The sequence below is a fragment of the Shewanella aquimarina genome (assembly GCF_023349185.1).
Taxonomy (GTDB): Bacteria; Pseudomonadota; Gammaproteobacteria; order Enterobacterales; family Shewanellaceae; genus Shewanella; species Shewanella aquimarina.
Genome location: NZ_JAKIKY010000002.1, coordinates 221,280 through 245,795 on the forward strand (window position 1 = coordinate 221,280; position 24,516 = coordinate 245,795).

Below are 24,516 nucleotides of genomic sequence, written 5' to 3' on the forward strand. Positions count from 1 at the left end.
GCTCATAAAAGCGTAAAAAGGTTTACGCAGGAACCCTTTCCACTAAACATCATAATCGAGTACCGGCGCCAACCACCGCTCGGTTTCCTCCACACTCATCCCCTTACGCTTGGCGTAGTCCTCCACCTGATCTTTACCTATATTGGTCACGCCGAAGTAGCGCGACTGCGGATGGGCGAAGTACCAGCCGGAGACGGCGGCGGTGGGGAACATGGCGTAGCTCTCGGTGATATTGAGATCTATGGTCTCGTCGGGCTTTAGCAGCTCCCACAGCAGGCCTTTTTCCGTGTGATCCGGGCAGGCGGGGTAACCGGGGGCCGGACGTATGCCTTTGTATTTCTCGCGGATCAGCGCCTCGTTATCCAGGTTCTCGTCGGCGGCGTAGCCCCAGAACTCCTTACGCACCCGTTCGTGCATCCGCTCGGCGAAGGCCTCTGCCAGGCGGTCGGCCAGACACTTGAGCATGATGGCGCTGTAGTCGTCGTGGTTGGCCTCGAAGCGGGCCACATGCTCGTCGATGCCGTGTCCTGCGGTGACGGCGAAGCCGCCCATGTAGTCGGCGACGCCCGAGTCTTTCGGCGCGACGAAATCGGCGAGACAGAAGTTGTCGTTGCCCACACGCTCTATCTGCATCCGCAGATGATGGGTGGTCATCTCGACCTGGCTGCGGCTCTCGTCTGTGTAGATCTCGATATCATCATAATTGACCGTGTTGGCTGGAAAGAGGCCGATGACCGCCTTGGCGGTGAGCCACTTCTCATTGATTATGGTGTTGAGCATCGCCTTGGCATCTTGATAGAGCTTGCGCGCCTCTTCGCCCACCACCTCGTCGTCGAGGATTTTGGGGAAGTGGCCGTGTAGCTCCCAGCTGCGGAAGAAGGGGGTCCAGTCGATGCGATCGACCAGGTCTTCCAGCGGATAGTCGTCAAACACCTGCCTGCCGAGCTGATTCGGCACGAAAGGCTTATGGCTCTGCCAATCCTGCTGGCAGCGGTTCTCCCGCGCCGCCTCAATAGAGACTAACTGCTTGCGCTTGGCCTGTGAGTTACGCTTGTCGCGCATCTCCTGGTATTCGCCATAGGCGGCGTCTATGGTCGCCTGACGGGTCTCCTTGTTGATCAGCTTGGCCACCATGGGCACGGCGCGTGAGGCGTCGGCGATATAGATGGCGCCCTCGGGTGCGTGGGGGGCGATTTTCACCGCCGTGTGGATCTTAGAGCAGGTGGCGCCGCCTATGATGGAGGGGATATTCAGTCCCGCCTTGTGGAAGGCTTTCACATTGTGCACCATCTCATCCAGACTCGGGGTGATCAGCCCCGACATGCCGATGATATCGACATTTTCCGCCTTGGCGACCTCTATGATCTTCTCGACCGGCACCATGACGCCGAGATCCACCACCTCATAGCCGTTACAGGCCAGCACCACGCCGACGATGTTCTTGCCTATGTCGTGCACATCACCCTTTACCGTGACCATGAGGATCTTGCCGTTAGACTGGCCCTCGACCTTCTCGGCCTCGATGAAGGGGTTAAGATAGGCCACGGCCTTCTTCATCACCCGCGCCGATTTTACCACCTGGGGCAGGAACATCTTGCCCGAGCCAAACAGATCGCCCACCACATTCATGCCGTCCATCAGCGGGCCCTCGATCACGTCCAGCGGACGACTGGCCTGCTGGCGTGCCTCTTCGGTATCCTGGTCGATAAACTCTGTGATCCCCTTGACCAGCGCGTGCTCCAGACGCTTGTTGACCGGCCAGCTGCGCCACTCGAGATCTTCCTTCTTGGCGCCCGCCGCACCATCGCCACGGTATTGCTCGGCGATCTCCAGTAGCTGTTCTGTGTTGTTTGACCCTTCAACCGGGCAGGGCAGGTTTTGCACCACGGCCTCCACCTTGGCCTTTAGCTCAGGGTCGATATCGTCATAGATCGCCAGCTGTCCGGCGTTGACTATGCCCATGTCCATCCCCGCCTGAATGGCGTGATAGAGGAACACGGCGTGGATCGCCTCGCGCACCGGGTTGTTACCGCGGAAGGAGAAGGAGACGTTAGACACGCCGCCTGAGATCATCGCATGGGGCAGGGTGCGCTTGATCTCGCGCGTGGCCTCGATGAAGTCCACCGCATAGTTGTCATGCTCGTCGATGCCGGTGGCGATGGCGAAGATGTTGGGGTCGAAGATAATGTCTTCCGGTGGGAAGCCTACCTTATCCACTAATACCCTGTAGGCGCGGGTACAGATCTCTATCTTGCGCGCCTTGGTATCGGCCTGGCCAACTTCGTCGAAGGCCATGATGATGGCCGCGGCGCCGTAGCGCTTCACCAGGGTGGCCTGCTCGATAAACTTCTTTTCACCCTCCTTGAGGGAGATGGAGTTGACCACGCCCTTGCCCTGGATGCACTTGAGCCCGGCCTCGATCACCTCCCACTTGGAGGAGTCGATCATGATGGGTACCCGGCTGATGTCCGGTTCGGAGGCGATAAGGTTGAGGAACTTCTGCATCACCTCGACACCGTCGAGCATCCCTTCATCCATGTTGATGTCGATGATCTGGGCGCCGTTCTCCACCTGATCCCGGGCGACCGACAGCGCCTCTTCATATTCGCCCGTCTTGATAAGCCTGAGAAACTTGGCCGAGCCGGTGACATTGGTGCGCTCGCCCACGTTCACAAACAGCGAGTCGGCGTCTATGGTCAGCGGCTCAAGGCCCGACAGGCGACAGGCCACCGGCAGATCCGGCAGCTGACGGGCGCTATGCTTGATGACGGCAGCGCGTATTGCCTTGATATGTTCCGGCGTGGTGCCGCAGCAGCCGCCTATGATGTTGAGCAGGCCTTCCTGGGCCCAGGGGCCGATCACCTCGGCCATCTGCTCCGGGGTCTCGTCATAGCCGCCAAACTCGTTGGGCAAACCGGCGTTGGGGTGGGCTGACACATAACACTCGGCGATCTTCGACAGCTCCTCCACATAGGGGCGCAGCTCCTGTGGCCCCAGGGCGCAGTTGAGGCCGATAGAGAGCGGCTTCACATGGCGCAGCGAGTTGTAGAAGGCCTCAGTGGTCTGCCCCGTCAGGGTACGGCCCGAAGCATCGGTAATGGTGCCCGAGATCATCACCGGCAGGCGTTGGTCTAGCTGGTCGAATAGGGTCTCGATGGCAAACAGCGCCGCCTTGGCGTTGAGGGTATCGAAGATGGTCTCCACCATGATGATGTCGGCGCCGCCCTCGATAAGGGCCTGGGTCGATTCCAGGTAGGCCGCTACCAAGTCGTCGAAATAGATGTTGCGATAGCCCGGGTCGTTGACATCAGGGCTGATGGAACAGGTGCGGTTGGTGGGGCCGAGTACCCCGGCGACATACACCTCGCGGCCGGTCTCGGCGGCGACCTCATCACAGGCGGCGCGGGCCAGTCGAGCGCCTTCTAAGTTGATCTCCTTCGACAGTTCCTGCATCTCATAGTCGGCCATGGCCACACGAGTAGCGTTGAAGGTGTTGGTCTCTATGATGTCGGCGCCGGCCAGCAAGTAATCTCTGTGGATCTGCTTGATCAGCTCGGGCTGGGTCAGTACCAGCAGGTCGTTGTTGCCCTTGAGATCGCAGGGCCACTCGGCAAAGCGCTCGCCGCGAAAGTCGGCCTCCTCCAGTTTGTGGTTCTGGATCATGGTGCCCATGGCGCCGTCGAGGATCAAAATTTCCTTATTGAGCCGCGCGCGGATCGCATCGTTAATCTGCCTTACGTTTCGAACGGGGGATTGGGTCGCCATAACTTTTACCTACTTCAACTGACCTGTGCCTAATCTGACTCTTTTTTAAGGGCTCTGCCTGAGTGTCGACGTTTTATTTTACTTTTGGATGTATAAACGTATAGACGTCTATACTAATCGACTTATAATACTCAGGGCAAGTCAAAAGAGTATAAGCTTAAATCTGGTTTTACTTCGAGGTAGATGGGGCGCTAGGTGTAAGGGTTAAGGCGCTGTGACCTTATCCGCACGCTTGATTATTTTGAAAGTTTTTCAATGCCTTATTCATCTTTCATTGCCAAGCGAGTCTCCCTGGGCGTATGCTGATAACGACTCAACTTGAAAAGGTTTAATGCTGAGGTTATGACGCAAACGACACTCTATTTGATGCGCCACGGTGAATGCGAAGGCGGCAACCTGCTGCGCGGCCATAGCGATCAACCTCTTACAGAGATAGGCTTCGCCCAGATGCAGCTGGCCTATGCCAAGCTGCCCGAGGCGGTGGACAGGGTGATCAGCTCGCCGCTGTCTCGCTGCCGCGTGTTTGCCGAGCATCTGACCAGCAAGAATCAGGTCAAGGTGGCGCTGGACGCCGGATTGAAGGAGGTTTACTTCGGCCGCTGGGACGGTCAGCCGATTCCTGAGCTGCATGCAGACCATGGCGCCGAGCTCACCGCCTACTGGCAGGACCCTTGGGCCAATCCATTGCCCGAGGGTGAGCCCATGGCGGCGTTTGAACAGCGTGTGGACGAGGTGGTCGAGCAACTTGTGCATCAGCACAGCGGCGAGGTGCTCTTGCTCATCACCCACGGCGGAGTGATTCGTCACCTGATGGCCAAGGCGCTTGGGGTCGAGCGCGCGGTGGGTTTCTATACCCGCTTGAGTCTGGATTACGCCAGCGTGGTCAAGGTAAGCCATTACCGCGATAAGACGGGAGAAAGTTTCTGGCGTCTGCACTGGCATGATGCCGAGTGAGTCCGGCCTTGTGTCGGCGGCAAAATTTAGCATAATAACCGGGCGCAGGGACCGCCTGCGCCGGGAGTATGGTGTCGAGATCGCTAAGGCGAGAACTCGGACTTAATAGGGAATTGGGGAAGGCCGAGCGCCGCTAGCCCAAACTGTGCCCGCAACTGTGAGTGTGCCCGCCAACTGGTTTTATCCTTTGGCCGCCACGAGTCAGGATACCTGCCTACTCTCTAACCACTATCTCAAGCGGGTGACTTGAGGGAAGCAAAAGATGAAGAATTCCTCGGGGCCGCAACAGGCCCAAGGGCGATGGCGCCTCGGCGTGAGTCGTTCGGAGGGCGTGTAGTTGAACGCCCGTACAGATCAAGCTCCACTCCCCGCGCATAACCTAGGCGATGGCAAAGGTGACCGCTTAAGCGACGGCTTATATAATGGCTTAGACGCGAAGGTGGCGCTGTCGGTGCGCGACCTCGGCTGGCGCTGCGGCGATCGCGCTATATTGTCTCAGGTTAACCTGGCACTGCCAGAAGGCAAGATGCTGGGGATCATTGGTCCCAACGGCGCCGGCAAGTCCAGCCTGCTGCGTTGTCTCTATCGTTTCCTCACCCCAAGCAGCGGCGAGATCCAACTGTTTGGTCAGCCCATCGCCAGCCTGAGCGCCAGGGCCTTTGCCCGCGAGGTGGCCGTGGTGCTGCAAGACACGCCCCAGCATTTCGACATGACCACGGCCCAGCTGGTGGCATTGGGGCTCACGCCACATAAGGCCGCCTTCTCCATGACCACTAAGGCTGATCGTCTGGCGGTGAGTCAGGCGCTGAAAACCGTGGGGCTTAAGGATCGCGCCAGTCAGACCTACGCCTCCCTCTCCGGCGGTGAGAAGCAGCGGGCGCTTATCGCTCGCGCCATAGTGCAGCAGCCCAAGCTGCTGATCCTCGACGAGCCCACCAACCACCTGGACATCCGTTATCAGATCCAGATCCTCGAGCTGCTTAAGGCCCTGGGGATCACTGTGGTGATCTCGATTCACGACCTGAACCTCGCCAGCGCCCTGTGCGATCAACTTTTGTTGCTGGATCAGGGGCACGCCGTGGCCCAGGGCTCGCCCAAACAGGTGCTGAGCGAGGCGCAGATCGCCAGGGTGTTCGGCGTCTGCTGTCAGGTAGCGCCCCATCCTCAGCATGGTAACCCGCAGATCAACTATTTCTATGGTTATCATAACAGTCAGCCGAGTACTCGCCGAGATGACGAAACTAGCGAGATAAGGGAGGAGACTCATGTTGAGCGCTAGTCTGAGTCAGGGCGGGCGATATGGCGCCTTGCAGCAACTGGCCTTCGTCTGCCTTGGGCTCTTGACCCTGGCGACCCCAGTGCTGGCGGTGAGTTTCGGCGCGGCGCAGATAGGCGTTGCCGAGGTGCTGGAGCTGCTGCTGGCCAAACTGAGCGGCGCCGATCCCGGCGGCGTGACCGCGAGGATCATCATAGAACTGCGTCTGCCGCGCATCTTGCTGGCCTTTATCGCCGGCTTCGGCCTGGCCCTGGCGGGCGCCGTGTTACAGACGGTGACCCGCAACCCCTTAGCCGACCCCTATCTGTTTGGTATCTCCTCGGGTGCATCTCTGGGGGCCGTGGTGGTGATCACCCTGCTGGGCGGTGTCGGCGGCGCTCTTGCCAGTGTCGGCCTGCCGCTTGGCGCCTTTATCGGTGCCAGCCTGGCGGTGCTCATGGTGCTGGCCCTGTGTGGGCGGGATCTGAACACTCAGATAGAGCGCATGCTGCTCTCCGGGGTGGCGATCTCCTTCCTGTTTGGGGCATTGGCCAGTTTGATGCTCTACTTTTCCGGGCCGCAATCGGCTGCCTCTGTGCTGTTTTGGAGCCTGGGCAGTTTCGCCAAGGCCAGTTGGTCTATGCTCTCGCTGCCCTGGCTGCTGGTGCTTAGCGCCAGCGTCGTGCTCATGCTGCTGAAGCGGCAGATCCTCGCCATACAGGCGGGAGACGAGACCGCCCATACCTTAGGGATCCGGGTGCAGCGCCTGCGGCTGATCAGCCTGCTGCTCTGCTCCCTGATCACCGCCGTACTGGTGGCCAACTGTGGCGGTATAGGTTTTGTCGGCTTGATGGTGCCCCATATGGTGCGGCTATTGCTGCCGGGGCGTTTCGCCCTGCTGCTGACGGCCCTGGTGGGCGGCCTGTTTATGATCTGGGTGGATGTGCTGGCCAGGTGTCTGCTGAGTTACCAGGAGCTGCCCGTGGGGATCATCACGGCTGTGATAGGTAGCCTATTCTTCCTGTTTATTCTTGGTGGCAAGCGTCGACGTTAGCCCCTGATGCGAATATTGAGTGATGCGAAAGAACTAGGGTGAGTTGTATGTATGAGGGAGCTGTATGTTTGAAGTAGTCGAGGTAAGTAGCGAGTTCGATGCCATGATACAGGCGCGGATCGACAGCAAGACTAAACCCCTGGGGGCCTTGGGAGAGCTGGAATCCCTGGCGATGACTATCGCCCGGGTGCTGGGGCCCGACAAGCCGCAGATCAGCGCGCCGACCCTGCTGGTGTTTGCCGGCGATCATGGCATCGCCGCCTCGGGGGTCTCTATCGCCCCCAGCGAGGTGACCACTCAGATGGTGATGAACTTCCTGCAAGGCGGCGCGGCAATTAATCTCTTCTGTGCTCAGGCTGGAGTCACCATGGAGGTGATCGACTGCGGCATCGCCCTTGAGATCACCGATCAACCGGCGCTCATCAATCAGCGGCTAGGGGCCGGCACAGGTGCGATTCATCGCGAACCCGCCATGACTCTGGGCGCGGTCAAGCAGGGCTTTGCCATGGCCAGGGAGCGGGTCGCGCTGCATTACGGCCGCGGCTGTAACCTGATCGCCTTCGGTGAGATGGGCATAGGCAACACCAGCTCGGCGGCAGCCATTATGGCGGCGCTGCTCGGCCGCGAGGCGGCCGAGTGTGTCGGCCGGGGCACAGGCATAGATGCTGCCACCCTGGCGCGCAAGCAGATGCTGGTGGAGCAGGCGCTGTTTCTGCACCGCGAGCAACTGGGCGACCCCTATGGCGTATTGGCCTGTCTGGGTGGGTTCGAGATAGTGCAGATGACAGGTGCCATCCTAGCCGCGGCAGAGCTGAAGATGCTGGTGCTGATCGACGGCTTTATCGCCACGGCGGCGGCCCTGGCGGCGGTGACCATAGCGCCCAACGCCCGGGACTATATGATCTTCGCCCATGAGTCCGGCGAGCGCGGCCACAAACTGATGCTGGAGCACCTCAATGCCCAGCCGCTCTTGTCTCTTGGATTGCGTCTCGGCGAGGGGACCGGGGCTGCCTTGGCTGTGCCCCTGGTGCAGGCGGCGGCCACATTTTACAACGAGATGGCCTCCCTCGAAGAGATGGGCATTTCGATTTAGCGGCAATAGCAATCTAAGGATCAAAAAGGGAAAGCGCGACGATGTTTGCCAGAGAGTTAAACCTGTTTTTTATCGCCATGGGCTTCTTTACCCGGATCCCCATGCCGGCCTGGGTGAAGGTCGACAATGAGCGGCTCAATCAGGCCAGCCGTTACTTTGCCCTGGTCGGCGTGCTTGTCGGTGGCCTCTGCGCCCTTGTCTATAGCCTGGCGACTCAGGTATTGCCTATCAGCGTCGCCATCCTACTCGCCATGGCGACCGGGCTGCTGCTCAGCGGTGGCTTCCACGAAGATGGCCTGGCGGATACCGCCGACGGATTCGGTGGCGGCTGGCAGGTGCAGGATAAGCTCACCATAATGAAAGACTCGCGGGTTGGCACCTATGGCGTACTGGCTCTGGTGATCAGCCTGCTGTTTAAGTTCGTGCTGCTCAGTGAAATTGCCCTGTTCGACGGCGATCTCGTGATGGCAGCCTTGGTGGTGGGCCACTGCCTGAGCCGTATGGTGGCGGCCTCACTCATCTTCACCGAGACCTATGTACGCGATGACGACAGCAGCAAGAGCAAGCCCCTGGCCCAGTCGCAGACCCCAAATGAGCTCGGAATTTTGTTGCTGACCGGCATCCTCACCCTCTGGCTCAGCGGTATCGCCTCGGCGCTCTCCCTCTGTCTGGTGTTGCTGGCGGCGCGCCACCTGCTGGTACGCAGTTATCGCCGTCAGATAGGCGGCTATACAGGCGATGTGCTGGGGGCGACCCAGCAGGTGATCGAGCTGCTATGTTACCTGTTTATCCTGGTGATCAGCCTATGATACACCTGGTTCTAGGCGGCGCCCGCAGCGGCAAGTCTCGCCACGGCCTGTCCCTGGTGGCCGATTATGTGGCCAAGGGGTATGAGTGCCTGTTCGTAGCCACCGCCCAGGGGCTGGATGAGGAGATGCGCGCGCGCATCGCCCGCCACCAGGATGAGCGCCGTGAGGATGGTTTGCCCTGGCAGACCCTGGAGTGTCCGCTACACTTGAGTGCCTGTATCGAAACTCACGCCAGGGAGAAACGGGTGATCTTAGTCGATTGCCTCACCCTCTGGCTCACCAATCAGCTACTCGAGGGCGATGACTGGCCAAGCACCAAGGCGGCGCTGCTGCGCGCCCTGGAAACTGCGCCGGGAGCTGTGGTGCTGATCAGCAACGAGGTGGGCTGTGGCGTGGTACCGGCCGACCCCTTGAGTCGCCGCTTCGTCGACGAGGCGGGTTGGCTGCATCAGGCGATCGCTCAGCGAGCCCAGCAGGTGGTCTTGGTCACCGCAGGTCTGCCGCTGATCCTCAAGGATGAGACGAGCCAGGGCACCAAGGAATAGGAAGAGAAGCCAATGACACCAGATAACTCAAGTAATCAGCGCAATCCGAGTAAACAGAGCAAGCAGGGCAAGCAGGGCAATAGCCATCAAGAGGCGAGTGGCAATATCTTGATGGTGCAGGGCACCACCTCGGATGCGGGTAAGAGCACCCTGGTGGCGGGCCTGTGCCGCTACTTCGCCCGTCAGGGGCGAAGGGTCGCCCCCTTCAAGCCGCAAAACATGGCGCTCAATAGCGCGGTGACCTTTGACGGCGGTGAGATAGGCCGCGCCCAGGCGCTGCAGGCCGAGGCCTGTTACCTTGCGCCCCACACAGACTTTAATCCCATATTGCTCAAACCTAACTCGGACACCAGCTCCCAGGTGATAGTGCAGGGCAAGGCCCTGTCTCACATGGAGGCCCAGACCTATTTTGGCAAAGACAGCCAGGGCTATCGCACCAAGGCGATGGCGGCGGTGCTCGACTCGCTGTCACGCCTGGAGCAGCAGTATGAGCTGATCCTGGTGGAAGGGGCAGGCAGCCCGGCGGAGATCAACCTGCGCGAGGGGGATATCGCCAACATGGGCTTCGCCGAGGCGGTGGACTGCCCGGTGATCCTGATCGCCGACATCGACAAGGGCGGGGTGTTCGCCCATATCGTCGGCACCCTGGCGCTGTTGTCAGCATCTGAGCAGTCCAGAGTCAGAGGTGTGGTGATCAATCGCTTTCGCGGTGACATCTCGCTGCTTAAGTCCGGCCTGGATTGGCTAGAGGCCAGGATAGACAAGCCCGTGCTGGGCGTCTTGCCCTACCTTAACGATCTGCATCTGGAGGCCGAGGATGCCCTGGATGCCCGTCAGGTGAGCAGTGGCAACGCACGCTTTCGGGTGTTGGTGCTGGTCTTTCCCCGCATCAGCAATCACACAGATTTCGATCCTCTCAGACTGCATCCGGATATCGACTTTCGCTATCAACAGGTAAACGAGGCCTACGACGGTCAGGCAATTGATGCCGATCTCATCATATTGCCCGGCAGCAAGAGTGTGCGGCAGGACCTGGCCGTTATGGTCGAACAGGGCTGGGATCGCGCCCTTAAGCGCCACCTGAGATATGGCGGCAAGGTGATAGGTATCTGTGGTGGTTATCAGATGTTGGGGCTGGCCATCGAAGATCCCCAAGGGGTCGAGGGCGAGGCTGGCGACAGCGATGGCCTGGGGCTGCTGCCCATAGTCACAGAGCTGACCCCTAACAAGCGTCTGGCTCAGGTGACAGGCAGGATAAAACTGGCGGGTGAGCGCGCAAGCATAGCAGGCTATGAGATCCACTGTGGCCGCTCCACTCTGTTATCGGCGGCGACCAAGCCCCTCACCCTAACGAGCGACGAGGGTAACCATTTCACCGAGGGCTGCCTGTCCCATGATGGTCAGATCCTGGGCAGCTATCTGCATGGTCTGTTCGACAGCCCTGAGGCCTGTGCATTGCTGCTAGAGTGGGCCGGGCTATTGACCGCGGTCACCATAGACCCACAGGCCATCAAACAGGCACAGTTAGATCGCCTGGCCGATACCCTGGCCGAGCATCTGGACATGGCGAGGCTGAGCGCCATCCTCGCCGAGACGCCACTAAGGCGACCTAACAAGAATAACTAAAGGAGAGAAGATGAGCGCGGACAAGCAGTCGGAAAATCACAAGGCCGAGCGTCATAAGGCGCGCCAGCAGAAGGTGAAGGAGGCAGTAGACGCCAAGATTGCCAAGGCCCAGACAGAGAAGGGCGTGCTGCTGGTGATGACGGGCAACGGCAAGGGCAAGACCACGGCGGGTTTCGGTAACATCACCCGCGCCGTCGGTCATGGCAAGAAGGCCGCCGTGGTGCAATTTATCAAGGGCAACTGGCCCTGCGGTGAGCGCGCCGTGCTGGAGCAGGTAGGCGTCGAGTTTCATGTGATGGCCACTGGCTTCACCTGGGAGACCCAGGACAGAGAGGCCGATACTCTGGCGGCGCTGAGTGCCTGGGAGGCCGCCGAGACTTTGCTAAAAGACGACACCATAGACATAGTGCTGTTAGATGAGCTGACCTATATGGTGAGTTATCACTACCTGGAGCTGGACAGGGTGCTGGAGGCGCTGAAAAACCGCCCGCCCATGCAGCATGTGATCATCACGGGGCGAGCCTGTCACAGGACGATTCTGGAGCTGGCGGATACTGTGAGTGAGGTGCAGCCGATAAAGCATGCATTCGAGAGCGGCGTTAAAGCCCAGCTTGGCTTCGATTACTAAAAATTGCTTTTGCAGTGCTCAATTGCGGCGTTGCGTCCTCATTCACGGCTCGCCTACCTATAGGTATGTCTTCGCCGTTCATTGCGGGGCGCCTTGCATTAGAGCACTTCATGACGCAATTTGGATTTCTGCCTGTTTGCCTCTGTGGCGGTATTGTCTGCGCCGACTCACCCAATTACATACTCCTGTATGCTCATGGGCTTAGCCACAGAAGCAAACAGTTTGAAATGAAGGATATGGGCTTCATGACGCAATTTGGATTTTTCTTTGAGCTCACCACGCAGTTCTATCTGCTTAAAACTAGAAAGGGAAAAGAATAGATGAGATTAAGGGTTAACCTCTGGCTGATACTGGCGTTATGGCTTTGTGTGCCTGGGCTTATGGCGGCGCCTGCGAAGCGGATCATCGCCTTGTCGCCCCATGGGGTGGAGATGCTGTTTAGTATCGGGGCGGGGGATAGGGTGGTTGCGACCACAGATCATGCCGATTTTCCCGATGCGGCCAAGGCGATCCCGCGGATCGGCGGCTACTACGGCATACAGATAGAGAAAGTTATCGAGCTGGACCCGGATCTGATTGTCATCTGGGGCGGCGGCAACAAGCGCGAGGATATCGAGCGCCTGACTCAGCTGGGTTATCCCATCTATAACAGCGACCCTAAGACGCTGGAGGCGGTGGCTGACGATCTGCTGGCGCTGGGCAAGTTGACTGGCAAGGAGCGCGAAGCGGAGCGAGTGGCCGAGCAGTACCTTATCGGCCTAAAGGCGCTCAGCAAGGAAAATCGGGCCAAGGCGGCGGTGCGGGTCTTCTATCAGCTCTGGTCAGTGCCCCTGATGACGGTGGCCGAGGGTAGTTGGATAGAGCAGATCATCCAGGTCTGCCACGGCGAGAATGTGTTTAGCGACGCGGGGAACGAGTATCCCCAGGTGAGCCTGGAGGCTGTGCTGCTAAAGCAACCTCAGGTGATATTGCAGAGTCAGGACGAGGGTAATGTGCGCGGCATCGACTGGTCTGCCTGGCAGGAGATCCCGGCGGTGAAGCAGCGCCACATCTATCAACTGGATGCCGACCTCTTGCATCGGGCGACTCCAAGGGCCATCTTAGGGATTGAATCTTTGTGCAAGGCCCTGGACAAGGTGAGATAAATACAAACTAAAGCTAAAACAATGCGCTAAACAAAAAGGAGATAAATGATGACTATGCTACTGGCCTGCTTACTCTTTGCCATGTTGCTTCCCTACCTGGCCAAGGTACCCGTGGCCATGGCGATGGCAAAGCAGGGTGGCTATGACAATGCCTATCCCAGAACTCAGCAGGCTCAGCTGACCGGCTTCGGCGCCCGCGCCTTGGCGGCACACCAGAACGCCTTCGAGTCCCTGCTGATCTTCGCCGTGGCGGCGCTGACCGTGATTGCACGGGACAAGGTCGACGACACTGTCGGTCTGTTAGCCCTGGTGCATGTGCTGGCAAGATGTGCCTATCATCTCCTCTACCTGCTGGATAAGAGCACCCTGCGTTCGCTTTCCTGGTTCGTGGCCATCATCGCCGCCTTCGCCATCTTCGCTCGGGCGTTTTAACTCCTTCCTCAATGCCCACTCAGTGGGTTCGCTATGAGAGCAGCCCTTTACCCTCTGTCGTTGGGGCTGACGCTTATTAGCTCGCTAATCTTCCAAGCGTTTTAACGCTCTATCAGGTTTTCTCCTGTGTCCGTACTTTCTCGTCTGTCCGGCTTTCCTCATATGCGGACACTCGGGGAAAATGACCGGACACTTTTGCGGGTGTCCGCGGACACTTTCATGGAATACTTAGCGGACATCTTTGTCTAAGCTGTTGAAAATTACCGAATATAAAAGTTGGCACGGCAATTGTAATCCTAATGGGCAGAAATCGACTCGGTCGAGTAACGGACACTGTTAGGGATAAACAATGATTAAAGATACCAGCGCACAAGATAAGCAAGTTGCCCCCAGCCTGGGACGTCGCATCAAATGGCCTGTCACTATCGGCGCAGGCGTTCTCCTGGTTTCTGGTCTGGTGTGGGCCAGCGTCAGCGGCAGCAGCGTGAGCGAGTCTATCGACCGTAGTGAGCTGCGTTTTGCCACCCTGGAGCGCGGCACCTTAGTGCGTGACATCGCCTCTACCGGCAAGATAGTCGCCGCCAATGCCCCTATCCTCTACGCCCCAGAGAAGGGCACAGTGACCCTAATCGCCAACCCGGGTGACAAGGTGGAGCAGGGCCAGGTGGTCGCCACCATAGAGAGCCACAGCCTGACCAACAACCTCAAGCAGCAACAGGCGCTGCTGGAAGGGATGCAGAGCAGCCTGGAGCGTGCCCGTCTCGACGCCCGCCGCGATCAGCTTAAGGCGATACAGACCCTGGACATGGCCAAGGTGGATCTCGAGGCGGCGGATCGCGAGAGTCGCCGTGGCGACCAGCTGATCGAGTCTAGCCTGATCTCTAAGATAGATTATGAGAAGAGCAAGGATGAGCTGCACAAGGCCAAACTGCTCTACGCTCACGCCCAACAGGAAGCCGAGCTGATGAAAGATACCTTGAGTTTTGAGCTGAAGAACAAGGCCTCAGAGGTGGCTCGCCAGGCTCTGGTAGTCGCCGAGCTCGAACGCCAGGTGGCGGCGCTGAATATCATCGCACCCGTCGGCGGCATCATAGGTAACTGGCTGACGGAGCAGAAGGCCCGTATCGGTCAGAGCCAGCCCATATTGACCGTGGTGGATCTGAGCGCCTTCGAGGCCGAGCTGGCGGTGCCAGAATCCTACGCCGACGAGCTGGGGATTGGCATGGATGTCGAGCTTAACTTCGGCGGCCAACTGGTGATGGGTAAGCTGTCGGCCATCTCTCCCGAGGTGCGCAACCGTGAGGTGACTACCCGAGTGCGCTTCGAGCAGCAAGTTGCCCTGCACCTGCGTCAGAACCAGCGTCTGTCGGCCCGCGTCTTACTGGAAAATCGTCCCGACGTGCTCATGGTCAAGCGTGGCCCCTTCGTCAACAGTGGCGGCGGCACCCTGGTCTATGCCGTCAAGAACGACCTAGCCGAGCGCACCGAGATCCAACTGGGTGCCCGCAGCATGAGCCACATAGAGGTGGTCTCGGGCGGTGAGGTCGGCGACCAGTGGATCATCTCCTCCACCGACGCCTTTAAGAACGCCGAACAAGTATTGATCCGCTAAGGAGCGAAGCGATGAAGACCCTGATGATAAAGCTACATCCAGAACGAGTGGTCGCAGGACTGGCGCTATTACTCCTGCTGGTGGCGACTCAGGTCTATACCCAGGATGCATCAGACTGGTTTCTGCTCGGGCTCAACATATTAGAAGCGACCGGCATGCACGGGCAGCCGGTCGATAGTAACCAACTTCCCGACGTCGCCAGAGTTGGCGGTGATTTAACTCAATGGTTATTGGCCCGATTGTCCTAGTCCGTCCGGGCATAGGTGTAATAACAAACTGAATAACGCGATACAAAAACAAAGGATACAACCCATGTTAACGATGAAAAATATCAACAAGGTGTTTAAAACGGATTTGGTGGAAACCCATGCGTTACGGGATTTCAATCTCGAGGTTAAGGAAGGTGAGTTTGTCGCCGTCACCGGGCCGTCTGGCTCGGGCAAGACCACCTTTCTCAACATCGCCGGCCTGTTAGAGGGCTTTACCAACGGCGAATATCATCTGGACGATGTCAACATCTCTAACCTGAGCGATAACAAGGCAGCCGCCATTCGCAACGAGAAGATAGGCTTCATCTTTCAGGGCTTTAACCTGATCCCCGACCTTAACTTGGCGGAGAATGTCGAGGTGCCACTGCGTTACCGCGGCTTCAACGCCAAGGAGCGTCAGCGCCGCGTGAAGGCCGCGCTGGAGCAAGTGGGCCTGGGGGCACGTATGAAGCATCTGCCATCACAACTTTCCGGTGGTCAGCAGCAGCGTGTGGCGATTGCCCGCGCCCTGGCTGGCGAACCAAGATTTCTCCTCGCCGACGAGCCAACAGGTAACTTGGACAGCCTGATGGCTCGTCAGGTGATGGAGCTTTTAGAAGAGATCAACAAGGCGGGCACCACCATCATCATGGTGACCCACGATCCCGAATTGGCGCGCCGCGCCCAGCGCAACATTCAGATCGTCGACGGTCAGGTGTGTGACTTCACCCTGTACCAGGGCGGTCAGTCGCACCTGGTCGATACGGCCGAAAAAGTGGCCAGCTAAGGAGAGTAAGCATGTTTCTATATTACGTCGATCTCGCCTGGCGCAGCATACGCAAGACGCCGATTCTGTCGCTGCTCATGGTGCTGGCCATCTCTGTGGGGATAGGCATCACCATCACCACGCTGAACGTCTACAGCATGATGGCCTATAACCCGGCCGGTGAGCGCTCCGAGCAGCTTAACGCGATTCAGCTCTGGTCACAGGGGCCGGACACCTGGGATGACTTTCATCGCCTGGTTACCTACCAGGATGCGATGAACCTGCGTAAGGGCAATGTGGCTAATGCCCAGGCGGCCATGTTCCGTAGCGGCATGGCGGTGCAGACAGACAACCCAGAGGTACTGCCCAGGCTGCAAGGCATCAGGGTGACCGACGGCGATTTCTTCAAGATGTTTGAGGTGCCCTTTGTCTATGGTAATCGCTGGGACAAGGCGGTGGACCTAGATCCTGCCTATCAGGCGGTGATTGGCGAGAAGCTCAACCAGAAGCTGTTTGGCGGCGAGAATAGCGTCGGCAAGACCATCTACCTCAACCGTAAGCCCTATCAGGTGGTGGGGGTGATTGGCGACTGGAATCCTCAGCCTAAGTATTACGATCCGACCAGTGGCGCCTTCGCCAAATCGGAGCAGATCTATATTCCCTTTTCGCTGTCGGCAACCGAGGAATTTAGCGTCTGGGGTAACTCCTCAGGTTGGAAACATGAGCCGATGAACAACTATCAGGACAGGTTGAATTCGGAGAAGGTGTGGTTGGAATACTGGACCTATCTGCCGAGCGCCGAAGATCGCGCCGCCTATAAGAACTACTTGGCCAACTATGTGGAGCAGCAGAAGGAGCTGGGCCGCTTCACCGACAACAAGTCACCTGTCGACTCTGTGCTCATGTCTGACGTCGCCGGCTGGCTGGAGCGCAGCCATGTGGTGCCGGAAGATAACAAGATTCTGGTGGGATTGAGTGCCTTGTTCCTCAGCGTCTGCCTGGTGAACATCCTCGGCTTGATGCTGACCAAGTTTCTCAAGCGTGCGCCAGAGGTGGGTGTCAGACGTGCCATCGGCGCCAGCCGTGGACAGATCTTCTCTCAGTACATGGTGGAAGTGGGCGTCATCGGCCTGTTTGGTGGCCTGGTGGGACTCTTGTGGGCCTGGGGCGCCCTCTATGCCCTGTCGGCACGCTTCGGCGTCGCCGAGGGACTGACCCATCTCTCCATGAGCATGTGGTTGATCACCCCCACCATCGCCGTGGGTACCGCGCTGCTGGCCGGACTCTATCCTGCCTGGGTGGTGTGCCGCACTAAACCAAGCGTCTACTTGAAGAGCCAATAAGGGATTGAAAATGCTTAATATTAAACCAATTTTTAGCAGCTTGCTCCGCAGTAAGAGTGGCCCGGTATTGCTGCTGGTGCAGATAGTTTTGTCGGTGGCCATAGTTGCCAACGCCAGTTTCATTATTCATGAACGTCTCGGGATGATGCAGCGTGACTCTGGGATTAATGAAGAGGAGGTGTTGACCTTTAGTGTGTTTAACTTCGACCCCAGCATAGATATCGATCAGCAGAACAAGATAGATCAGCAGATCCTTCGCGCTTTGCCTAACGTGCAGGCGGCCACCTCCACTAACATGTTGCCCCTGAGCGGCAGTGGCTGGTCGAGTACCCTGAATATGGGGCCAGATCCTGAGACGGCTAAGTCTACACCTCAATATGCCATGTATCTGGGCACCGAACACACCATCAAGACGCTGGGGCTCAAGCTCATCGAGGGACGTAACTTCTACGCCGATGAGATCAATAAGAGCGTCAACGATCCCGGTAAATTGATGATCATCTCCAAGGCATTGGCTGAGACGGTGTGGCCGGACGAGTCGGCCATTGGCAAGCTACTCTATATCGATGACGAGCAGCTCGAGGTGATCGGCGTGGTGGAGAAGTTCCAGGGTGCCTGGGTCGACAGCGACGATTTGGAATACAGTGTGATCCATAATGTCGATTTTGCGGGATATACCTACATGGTGCGCGCCGCGGCCAGCCAACATGAGGCGCTGCAGGATGCCATCGTCAAGGCGCTGATGAAGGAGAATCCTAATCGGGTGATCGATGACTTCCAGTCTGTCGCCGAAGTGAAGAAGCGCTCCTACCGGGATCATGAGCTGATGATAACCGTGCTCTCCATGATGGTGGTCTTGCTGCTGTTGATCACGAGTCTGGGGCTGACAGGTATGGTGATGTTCAACATCCAGCGTCGCACCAAGCAGATAGGTACCCGCCGCGCGTTAGGCGCTACCAAGGGGGATATCCTCAGCCTCTTCCTGGTGGAGAATTACCTCATCTGTATCTCGGGAGGGGTGTTAGGCGCCTGTCTGGCGGTACTGCTTGGACAACAGCTGATGAAATACTATGACCTGCCACAGCTCAACCTCTTCTATCCGGTCGTGACGGTAGTGGGTATGATGCTGGTGACCACCATTGCCGTGGTATTGCCGGCGCGCAAGGCGGCCAACATCTCGCCGGCCATGGCAACCCGCAGCGTCTAAGCCTGGTCTTTAACTCACGGCGCTAACCCTGGACGCTAAACAGGAGACGCCGAAAGCGTTTGCCCTTTTCATCGGCGGCGCTTTCGGTTAGTTTGTTGTTTTTATGTGAAAATAAGAATATATGGATACGATTCTCATCGTCGACGACAATCAGGCTGTATGCAGTGCATTGTCTTTGATGCTCGAACTCAATGGATTTAAGACCCTAACTTGTTTCTCTCCTGAAGACGCGCTGCGCCTGGTGGCGGAGCAGGAGATCGCCCTGGTGATCCAGGACATGAACTTCACCCAGGACACCACCTCGGGCGAGGAGGGCAAGCGCCTGTTCTACGATATCCGCGCCAGTCAGCCGCAATTGCCAATCATACTCCTGACCGCCTGGACGCAACTGGAACTGGCGGTAGAGCTGGTCAAAGAGGGCGTCGCCGATTACATGGGCAAGCCCTGGGACGATGATAAGCTGCTCAACAGTGTCAATAACCTGATCTCACTGCACTCCCTGTCGCGGCAAAATTCTCAGCTGGCCCGCTCCGAGCACCAGCGGATGTCGGCGATCAAAGATGCCGACCTCTGCGGCATCGTCTTCGGCAGCGGCGCCATGCAGCGCTGTATCGATCTGGCGCTGCAGATCGCTAAGTCCGATGTCTCTGTGTTGATCACGGGGCCAAACGGTGCCGGTAAGGACAAGCTGGCAGACATACTGCACGCCAACTCGCCCCTCAAACATAAGCCCTTCATCAAGGTGAATATCGGTGCACTGCCGATGGAGCTGCTGGAGGCCGAACTGTTTGGCGCCGAGGCCGGTGCCTTCACCGGGGCCAACAAGGCACGTATCGGTCGCTTCGAGGCGGCCGACGGTGGCACCCTGTTTCTCGACGAGATAGGCAACCTGCCGCTATCGGGTCAGGTGAAGCTGCTGCGGGTGTTGCAGACCGGCGAGTTCGAGCGTCTGGGCAGCCATCAGACCCGTAAGGTTAAGGTGCGGGTGATCAGCGCCACCAACGCGGATCTGGCCGAGGATATCGCCAGCGGTCGTTTCCGTGAGGATCTCTTCTACCGTCTCAATGTGATCGAGCTGGCCTTGCCGCCCCTCAATCAACGCCAGGACGATATCCTGCCCCTGGTGAATCACTTCATCGGTCAGGACTTTAGCCTGAGTAAGCCGACCCAGCAGGCGCTGGTGAGCTATCCCTGGCCCGGCAATGTGCGTGAGCTGGAGAATGCCTGTAAGCGGGCGGTGATCCTGGCCGCCAGCCCGACGCTGACCATGGCCGACTTTGGCTTAAAGCCTGTGAGTGGCGCGTCAGCCACCGCCCCTGAGTCCACGCCGAGTTCGGTCATTGCGCAGCAGATTCCAGCTCAGCAATCGGCTCAGCAACAGCCTCTGCAGCAGGGCGGGGGGGCGCAAGTCTCGACTCCCGCCGAGTCCCAGCCTGAAGCTAACAGGCCTCAGGCCTACGAGCCCACCGGAGCCGATATCGAACTGGCCCTGGCGGAGCATAACGGGGTGATCGCCCGGGTGGCCAAGTCTCTAGGGCTGAGTCGCCAGGCGCTCTATCGCCGCATGGAAAAATTTGGGATAGAGAAATAATGCCTGCGCTGCGCACTAAACTCATCTGGGGCAATGTGATTGCCAGCCAACTGGCGATCGGCCTGTTTATCCTGCTGCTCAATTGGCTGGCGCCCGAGCTGTATCAGGCTGTGGCGCCCGAGCTGATAGTCGCCTGCCTGCTGCTGTCCGGCGGCTTTGCCTGGCTGCTCAGCCGCTGCCTCACCCGAGGACTGTCCACCAGTCTTAAGGCGTTGGAGGTGGGGTTACTCAACATCAAGGACAATGATTTCAGCGTGAACATTCCTGTGACGGGGGACAGCCAGCTCAAGGCGCTGGCCAGCCTGTTTAATGAGTCGGCGGCCGTGCTACGCCGCGAGCGTCAGTATATCTATCAGCGTGAGTTGCTGCTGGATAAGGTGATCCAGAGCTCGCCTAACGTCATGGTGCTGCTCGATGATCGCCAGCGCATCATCTACGCCAACGACGCCGCCCGTCACCTGTTTGCCAAGGGGGCAAGGATAGAGGGCAGCATGCTAGATGAGCTGCTCGATGGTGTCAGCGAGGAGCTGGCCGGCGCGGTCAACAATCCCAAGGGCGGCCTGTTTACCCTGGCAAGTGTGGAGGAGGGCGGCGAAGATGAGACCTGGCATCTCTCCCGTGGCCGCTTCCTGCTCAACGGCCAGTATCATCACCTGATCCTGCTCAAACAGATGACCCGTGAGCTGAACCGTCAGGAGGTGGCGGTGTGGAAGAAGGTGATTCGCATCATCAGCCACGAGCTCAACAACTCGGTGGCGCCCATAGCCTCCATGGTCAACTCGGGTCGCAAGCTCACCGAGCCGCTGGATGATCCTAAGCTCAAGTTGATCTTCGATACCATAGAGGACAGGACCAGTCATTTGAGCCAGTTTATCTTCAACTATGCCCGCTTCGCCAAGCTGCCCCTGCCCAAGAAGAGCGAGGTGGATTGGCATAAGCTGGTTGCCCAGTTGGCGGAACATTTCAGCTTCAGCTTAGTGGGGGAGCTGCCCCAGGGCTGTGGCTATTTCGACCTGATTCAGCTGGAGCAGGTGCTGCTGAACCTGCTCAAGAATGCCCACGAGTCGGGATCGCCAACAGAGGCGATCAGCCTGAGTGTCAGGGCCCAACGCCTGAGTGATGGCAGCGACGGCGTGACTATCGAGATCTGTGATGGCGGCAGCGGCATGTCCCCCGAGGTGCTGACCCAGGCGCTATTGCCATTCTATTCCACCAAGCAATCGGGTACCGGCCTTGGCCTGCCCTTGTGTAGGGAGATCATCGAGGCCCACGATGGCCGTATCAGCCTGCATAACCGCGAACCCAAGGGACTGACGGTGCGTATCTGGCTGCCTGATGATGCCGCCCAGCCGCTGGAGCAGGCAAGCGCCTGAAACTTTTTTCCCGACATCAAAAATCGTTAAGCAATAAAAAAACACCGCCAATTGGCGGTGTTTTTCTTTTTATCTAGAGCGGGTTAGTCTTCTACCTGCCACTCAATGGTTTCGCCGGCGCGGATCGGCACTACGCCCGTGTCACCCAGCGGATAGGTGGCGGGCACCTCCCAGCTGCGTTTCACTAGTGTGATGGTGTCTGTGTTGCGCGGCAATCCGTAGAAGTCTGGACCGTTGAAGCTGGCGAAGGCTTCCAGCTTATCTAGGGCGCCCACCGACTCGAACGCCTCGGCGTAGAGCTCGATGGCGGCGTGGGCCGTGTAAGAACCGGCGCAGCCACAGGCGGCCTCTTTGCGATCCTTGGCGTGTGGCGCCGAATCTGTACCCAGGAAGAACTTCTTGCTGCCACTGGCCGCAGCCGCCAGCAGGGCCTGCTGGTGGGTGTTGCGCTTGAGAATAGGCAGACAGTAGAAGTGAGGACGAATACCACCGGCCAGCATATGGTTACGGTTATACAGCAGGTGATGGGCCGTGATGGTAGCGGCCACATTGTCCGGCGCATTCATGACGAACTCCACCGCGTCCTTGGTGGTGATATGTTCCAGCACTATCTTTAGCGACGGGAAGTCTGCGACCACCTGCTTGAGGGTATTTTCGATGAAGGTGGCTTCACGATCGAAGATGTCGATGCTCGAATCCGTGACTTCGCCGTGTACCAGGAAGAGCATGCCCACTTCCTGCATCGCCTCCAGCACAGGGTAGATGTTCTTCACATCGGTTACACCCGAGTCAGAGTTGGTGGTGGCACCCGCAGGATAGAGCTTGGCGGCAACTACCTTGCCCGAAGCCTTGGCGGCGCGGATGTCATCGGGTGTGGTGTTGTCGGTCAGATAGAGCACCATCAGTGGCTCGAAGTTGGTGGTGCAGACCGTCTTGATGCGCTCATAGTAGGCCAATGCCGAGTCGACATTGGTGGCCGGTGGCACCAGGTTAGGCATGATGATGGCACGGCCCATATAGCGGCCTGTGTCTCTTACGGTATCGGTCAGCACGTCACCATCGCGCAGGTGAACATGCCAGTCATCGGGTCGGGTAATGGTTAATTTGGTCATCGAGGACTCTTTCTTTTGCGTGGACTGGCTGGATCTTATGTGGCTGGCCAAGACCTGTAAAGGGCTATCTTGGTTTTATCCCCCAAGCAAAGGTGGTCAAGATTTAATCTTCCTATGCTCACTATGCCACCGAGATCACTGTTTTCACTATTCGCTTAGATTTTTCTAATAAAAGGAATTTGCATGTAATGGTGAATGTAATACACTCACGGCCAAGGTCTGTTTAGTGCAGTAGGAGAAGCATTGAGATGAAGAAGATACTGATCATTGGTGGCGTCGCGGGCGGCGCATCGGCGGCGGCAAGGGCGCGTAGACTCAGCGAAACTGCTGAAATCATTATGTTTGAGCGCGGCGAGTATGTCTCCTTTGCCAACTGTGGCCTGCCCTATCATATCAGTGGCGAGATAGCTCAGCGCAGCGCCCTGGTACTGCAGACGCCAGAGAGCTTCAAGGCCAGATTCAATGTCGAGGTGCGGGTTAAGCATGAGGTGGTCGCCATAGATCGCGCCGCCAAGTTGGTGACCGTCAGACGCTTGAGTGATGGCAGCGAATATCGGGAAAGTTATGACACCCTGCTGCTCAGCCCTGGCGCGGCGCCAATCGTGCCGCCGATCCCAGGTGTGGATAATCCGCTCACCCACTCCCTGCGTAACATTCCCGACATGGATAGCATCCTGCAGACGATCCAGATGAACAATGTCGAGCATGCCACAGTGGTTGGCGGCGGCTTTATCGGCCTGGAGATGATGGAGTCACTGCATCATCTGGGGATCAAGACCACTTTGCTTGAGCTTGCCGGTCAGGTGATGACGCCTGTGGATCGTGAGATGGCGGGCTTTGCCCATCAGGCGATTCGTGAGCAGGGCGTAGACCTGCGCCTGGGTACGGCACTGTCGGCCGTTGAGTATCAACCGCAGACCCATCTTGCCAGCGAGGCCGCCGGTGAAGAGACGAGCCATCAACACATCAAGGGACACCTGAGTCTGACCCTGAGCAACGGCGAGCTGCTGGAGACAGATCTTTTGATCATGGCCATCGGCGTGCGCCCCGAGACTCAGCTAGCCCGCGACGCAGGTCTGGCCATCGGCGAGCTCGGTGGCATCAAGGTGAACGCCATGATGCAGACCAGCGATCCCGCCATCTACGCCGTGGGTGACGCCGTCGAAGAGCAAGACTTCGTGACCGGTCAGGCCTGTCTGGTGCCACTTGCCGGTCCGGCGAATCGTCAGGGGCGCATGGCGGCCGACAACATGTTTGGTCGACAGGAACACTATCAGGGCACCCAGGGCACGGCGATCTGCAAGGTATTCGATCTGGCTGTTGCCGCCACGGGTAAGAACGAGAAGCAGCTCAAGCAGGCGGACATCGACTATGAGAAGGTGTATGTACACACCGCCAGCCATGCCAGCTACTATCCCGGCGCCGAGGTGGTCTCCTTCAAGCTGCTGTTCGATCCAGTCAAGGGCACTATCTTAGGTGCCCAGGCGGTGGGTAAGGATGGCATCGACAAGCGGATCGACGTGATGGCGGTGGCCCAGCGCGCTGGCATGACGGTCGAGCAGCTGCAGCACCTGGAGCTTAGCTACGCCCCCCCATACGGCAGCGCCAAGGATGTGATCAACCAGGCGGCCTTCGTGGCCAGCAACATCATCAAGGGCGATGCCACCCCGATCCACTTCGATCAGATAGGTGATCTCAGCCAGGATCAGCTACTGCTGGATGTGCGTAACCCGGGCGAGCTGAAAAATGGTGGCCTGGAGGGCGCGGTCAATATTCCGGTGGATGAGCTGCGTGATCGCATGCATGAGCTGCCTAAAGATAAGGAGATCATCATCTTCTGTCAGGTGGGGCTAAGGGGCAACGTGGCCTATCGTCAGCTGGTCAACAACGGCTACCGGGCACGTAACCTGATCGGCGGCTATCGCACCTATATGTTTGCCCGGATGTAAATTTGCTAG

Annotated in this window: 21 protein-coding genes and 1 riboswitch; of the genes, 19 read left to right on the forward strand and 2 right to left on the reverse strand. The window is 58.3% G+C overall.

All coding sequences use genetic code 11. The annotated features are described in order from the left end of the window. Positions 1 to 42: 42 nt before the first annotated feature. Positions 43 to 3,765 (reverse strand): methionine synthase, encoded by a 3,723-nt coding sequence (gene metH, locus L2731_RS03115; RefSeq protein WP_249251795.1) that lies wholly within the window; start codon positions 3,763 to 3,765, stop codon positions 43 to 45. A gap of 342 nt (positions 3,766 to 4,107) precedes the next feature. Between metH and L2731_RS03120 the strand changes: the two genes are divergently transcribed. The 18 genes from L2731_RS03120 (at position 4,108) to L2731_RS03205 (ending at position 21,446) form a co-directional block, all read left to right on the forward strand. Continuing rightward, on the forward strand, positions 4,108 to 4,719 hold the full coding sequence (locus L2731_RS03120) for a histidine phosphatase family protein (protein ID WP_249251796.1): 612 nt from the start codon (positions 4,108 to 4,110) through the stop codon (positions 4,717 to 4,719). A gap of 51 nt (positions 4,720 to 4,770) precedes the next feature. Then, a riboswitch (cobalamin riboswitch) is annotated at positions 4,771 to 4,951 on the forward strand. Positions 4,952 to 5,158: 207 nt separating this feature from the next. Then, positions 5,159 to 5,998: an ABC transporter ATP-binding protein gene (locus L2731_RS03125; protein WP_249251985.1), complete on the forward strand. Its 840-nt coding sequence runs from the start codon at positions 5,159 to 5,161 to the stop codon at positions 5,996 to 5,998. Continuing rightward, on the forward strand, positions 5,985 to 7,028 hold the full coding sequence (locus tag L2731_RS03130) for a FecCD family ABC transporter permease (RefSeq protein WP_249251797.1): 1,044 nt from the start codon (positions 5,985 to 5,987) through the stop codon (positions 7,026 to 7,028). The genes L2731_RS03125 and L2731_RS03130 overlap by 14 nt, the downstream gene beginning before the upstream one ends. Positions 7,029 to 7,092: 64 nt before the next feature. Beyond that, positions 7,093 to 8,121 (forward strand): nicotinate-nucleotide--dimethylbenzimidazole phosphoribosyltransferase, encoded by a 1,029-nt coding sequence (gene cobT, locus L2731_RS03135; RefSeq protein WP_249251798.1) that lies wholly within the window; start codon positions 7,093 to 7,095, stop codon positions 8,119 to 8,121. A 41-nt stretch (positions 8,122 to 8,162) separates the two neighbouring features. After that, the gene (locus L2731_RS03140) at positions 8,163 to 8,930 is read left to right on the forward strand and encodes an adenosylcobinamide-GDP ribazoletransferase (protein ID WP_249251799.1); all 768 of its coding nucleotides are present in this window, start codon (positions 8,163 to 8,165) and stop codon (positions 8,928 to 8,930) included. Further along, positions 8,927 to 9,475: a bifunctional adenosylcobinamide kinase/adenosylcobinamide-phosphate guanylyltransferase gene (gene cobU, locus L2731_RS03145; protein WP_249251800.1), complete on the forward strand. Its 549-nt coding sequence runs from the start codon at positions 8,927 to 8,929 to the stop codon at positions 9,473 to 9,475. The genes L2731_RS03140 and cobU overlap by 4 nt, the downstream gene beginning before the upstream one ends. A 12-nt stretch (positions 9,476 to 9,487) precedes the next feature. Next, on the forward strand, positions 9,488 to 11,101 hold the full coding sequence (locus tag L2731_RS03150) for a cobyric acid synthase (protein ID WP_249251801.1): 1,614 nt from the start codon (positions 9,488 to 9,490) through the stop codon (positions 11,099 to 11,101). A 10-nt stretch (positions 11,102 to 11,111) separates the two neighbouring features. Beyond that, complete coding sequence (gene cobO, locus L2731_RS03155) at positions 11,112 to 11,729, forward strand: cob(I)yrinic acid a,c-diamide adenosyltransferase (protein WP_249251802.1); 618 nt, start codon at positions 11,112 to 11,114, stop codon at positions 11,727 to 11,729. Positions 11,730 to 11,839: 110 nt separating this feature from the next. After that, positions 11,840 to 12,049, forward strand: a complete 210-nt coding sequence (locus L2731_RS03160) for a hypothetical protein (protein WP_249251803.1) — start codon at positions 11,840 to 11,842, stop codon at positions 12,047 to 12,049. After that, positions 12,050 to 12,874, forward strand: a complete 825-nt coding sequence (locus L2731_RS03165; protein WP_249251804.1) for a cobalamin-binding protein — start codon at positions 12,050 to 12,052, stop codon at positions 12,872 to 12,874. Positions 12,875 to 12,922: 48 nt separating this feature from the next. Next, positions 12,923 to 13,306, forward strand: a complete 384-nt coding sequence (locus L2731_RS03170; RefSeq protein ID WP_239869250.1) for an MAPEG family protein — start codon at positions 12,923 to 12,925, stop codon at positions 13,304 to 13,306. Positions 13,307 to 13,655: 349 nt separating this feature from the next. After that, positions 13,656 to 14,918, forward strand: coding sequence for an efflux RND transporter periplasmic adaptor subunit (locus L2731_RS03175; protein ID WP_249251805.1), 1,263 nt, complete (start codon positions 13,656 to 13,658; stop codon positions 14,916 to 14,918). An 11-nt stretch (positions 14,919 to 14,929) separates the two neighbouring features. Continuing rightward, positions 14,930 to 15,166 carry a hypothetical protein gene (locus L2731_RS03180; protein ID WP_220044297.1) on the forward strand — a complete coding sequence of 79 codons (237 nt, stop codon included), beginning with the start codon at positions 14,930 to 14,932 and terminating at the stop codon, positions 15,164 to 15,166. Positions 15,167 to 15,230: 64 nt separating this feature from the next. Next, positions 15,231 to 15,953 (forward strand): ABC transporter ATP-binding protein, encoded by a 723-nt coding sequence (locus L2731_RS03185; protein ID WP_011864529.1) that lies wholly within the window; start codon positions 15,231 to 15,233, stop codon positions 15,951 to 15,953. A gap of 11 nt (positions 15,954 to 15,964) precedes the next feature. Beyond that, positions 15,965 to 17,275, forward strand: a complete 1,311-nt coding sequence (locus L2731_RS03190) for an ABC transporter permease (protein WP_249251806.1) — start codon at positions 15,965 to 15,967, stop codon at positions 17,273 to 17,275. Positions 17,276 to 17,285: 10 nt separating this feature from the next. Then, a complete protein-coding gene (locus L2731_RS03195; protein ID WP_249251808.1) occupies positions 17,286 to 18,482 on the forward strand; it encodes an ABC transporter permease in 1,197 nt (398 codons plus the stop codon). Between the two features lie 121 nt (positions 18,483 to 18,603). Beyond that, complete coding sequence (locus tag L2731_RS03200) at positions 18,604 to 20,073, forward strand: sigma-54-dependent transcriptional regulator (RefSeq protein WP_249251810.1); 1,470 nt, start codon at positions 18,604 to 18,606, stop codon at positions 20,071 to 20,073. After that, entirely contained in the window at positions 20,073 to 21,446 is a 1,374-nt protein-coding gene (locus L2731_RS03205) for a sensor histidine kinase (protein WP_249251811.1), read from the forward strand. The genes L2731_RS03200 and L2731_RS03205 overlap by 1 nt, the downstream gene beginning before the upstream one ends. An 83-nt stretch (positions 21,447 to 21,529) precedes the next feature. Here L2731_RS03205 and pyrC read toward each other — a convergent pair whose 3' ends face one another. Then, positions 21,530 to 22,558 (reverse strand): dihydroorotase, encoded by a 1,029-nt coding sequence (gene pyrC / locus L2731_RS03210; RefSeq protein ID WP_249251812.1) that lies wholly within the window; start codon positions 22,556 to 22,558, stop codon positions 21,530 to 21,532. Between the two features lie 248 nt (positions 22,559 to 22,806). On the opposite strand from pyrC, the gene L2731_RS03215 reads away from it, so the two are divergent. Further along, a complete protein-coding gene (locus L2731_RS03215) occupies positions 22,807 to 24,507 on the forward strand; it encodes an FAD-dependent oxidoreductase (RefSeq protein ID WP_249251813.1) in 1,701 nt (566 codons plus the stop codon). Positions 24,508 to 24,516 lie beyond the last annotated feature (9 nt).

What these genes read in the sequence shown, in the direction of transcription:
- metH (WP_249251795.1), bottom strand. Translation starts at nt 3,765, where the DNA reads ATGGCGACCCAATCCCCCGTTCGAAACGTAAGGCAGATTAACGATGCG.
- L2731_RS03120 (WP_249251796.1), top strand. Translation starts at nt 4,108, where the DNA reads ATGACGCAAACGACACTCTATTTGATGCGCCACGGTGAATGCGAAGGC.
- L2731_RS03130 (WP_249251797.1), top strand. Translation starts at nt 5,985, where the DNA reads ATGTTGAGCGCTAGTCTGAGTCAGGGCGGGCGATATGGCGCCTTGCAG.
- cobT (WP_249251798.1), top strand. Translation starts at nt 7,093, where the DNA reads ATGTTTGAAGTAGTCGAGGTAAGTAGCGAGTTCGATGCCATGATACAG.
- L2731_RS03140 (WP_249251799.1), top strand. Translation starts at nt 8,163, where the DNA reads ATGTTTGCCAGAGAGTTAAACCTGTTTTTTATCGCCATGGGCTTCTTT.
- cobU (WP_249251800.1), top strand. Translation starts at nt 8,927, where the DNA reads ATGATACACCTGGTTCTAGGCGGCGCCCGCAGCGGCAAGTCTCGCCAC.
- L2731_RS03150 (WP_249251801.1), top strand. Translation starts at nt 9,488, where the DNA reads ATGACACCAGATAACTCAAGTAATCAGCGCAATCCGAGTAAACAGAGC.
- cobO (WP_249251802.1), top strand. Translation starts at nt 11,112, where the DNA reads ATGAGCGCGGACAAGCAGTCGGAAAATCACAAGGCCGAGCGTCATAAG.
- L2731_RS03160 (WP_249251803.1), top strand. Translation starts at nt 11,840, where the DNA reads ATGACGCAATTTGGATTTCTGCCTGTTTGCCTCTGTGGCGGTATTGTC.
- L2731_RS03165 (WP_249251804.1), top strand. Translation starts at nt 12,050, where the DNA reads ATGAGATTAAGGGTTAACCTCTGGCTGATACTGGCGTTATGGCTTTGT.
- L2731_RS03170 (WP_239869250.1), top strand. Translation starts at nt 12,923, where the DNA reads ATGACTATGCTACTGGCCTGCTTACTCTTTGCCATGTTGCTTCCCTAC.
- L2731_RS03175 (WP_249251805.1), top strand. Translation starts at nt 13,656, where the DNA reads ATGATTAAAGATACCAGCGCACAAGATAAGCAAGTTGCCCCCAGCCTG.
- L2731_RS03180 (WP_220044297.1), top strand. Translation starts at nt 14,930, where the DNA reads ATGAAGACCCTGATGATAAAGCTACATCCAGAACGAGTGGTCGCAGGA.
- L2731_RS03185 (WP_011864529.1), top strand. Translation starts at nt 15,231, where the DNA reads ATGTTAACGATGAAAAATATCAACAAGGTGTTTAAAACGGATTTGGTG.
- L2731_RS03190 (WP_249251806.1), top strand. Translation starts at nt 15,965, where the DNA reads ATGTTTCTATATTACGTCGATCTCGCCTGGCGCAGCATACGCAAGACG.
- L2731_RS03195 (WP_249251808.1), top strand. Translation starts at nt 17,286, where the DNA reads ATGCTTAATATTAAACCAATTTTTAGCAGCTTGCTCCGCAGTAAGAGT.
- L2731_RS03200 (WP_249251810.1), top strand. Translation starts at nt 18,604, where the DNA reads ATGGATACGATTCTCATCGTCGACGACAATCAGGCTGTATGCAGTGCA.
- L2731_RS03205 (WP_249251811.1), top strand. Translation starts at nt 20,073, where the DNA reads ATGCCTGCGCTGCGCACTAAACTCATCTGGGGCAATGTGATTGCCAGC.
- pyrC (WP_249251812.1), bottom strand. Translation starts at nt 22,558, where the DNA reads ATGACCAAATTAACCATTACCCGACCCGATGACTGGCATGTTCACCTG.
- L2731_RS03215 (WP_249251813.1), top strand. Translation starts at nt 22,807, where the DNA reads ATGAAGAAGATACTGATCATTGGTGGCGTCGCGGGCGGCGCATCGGCG.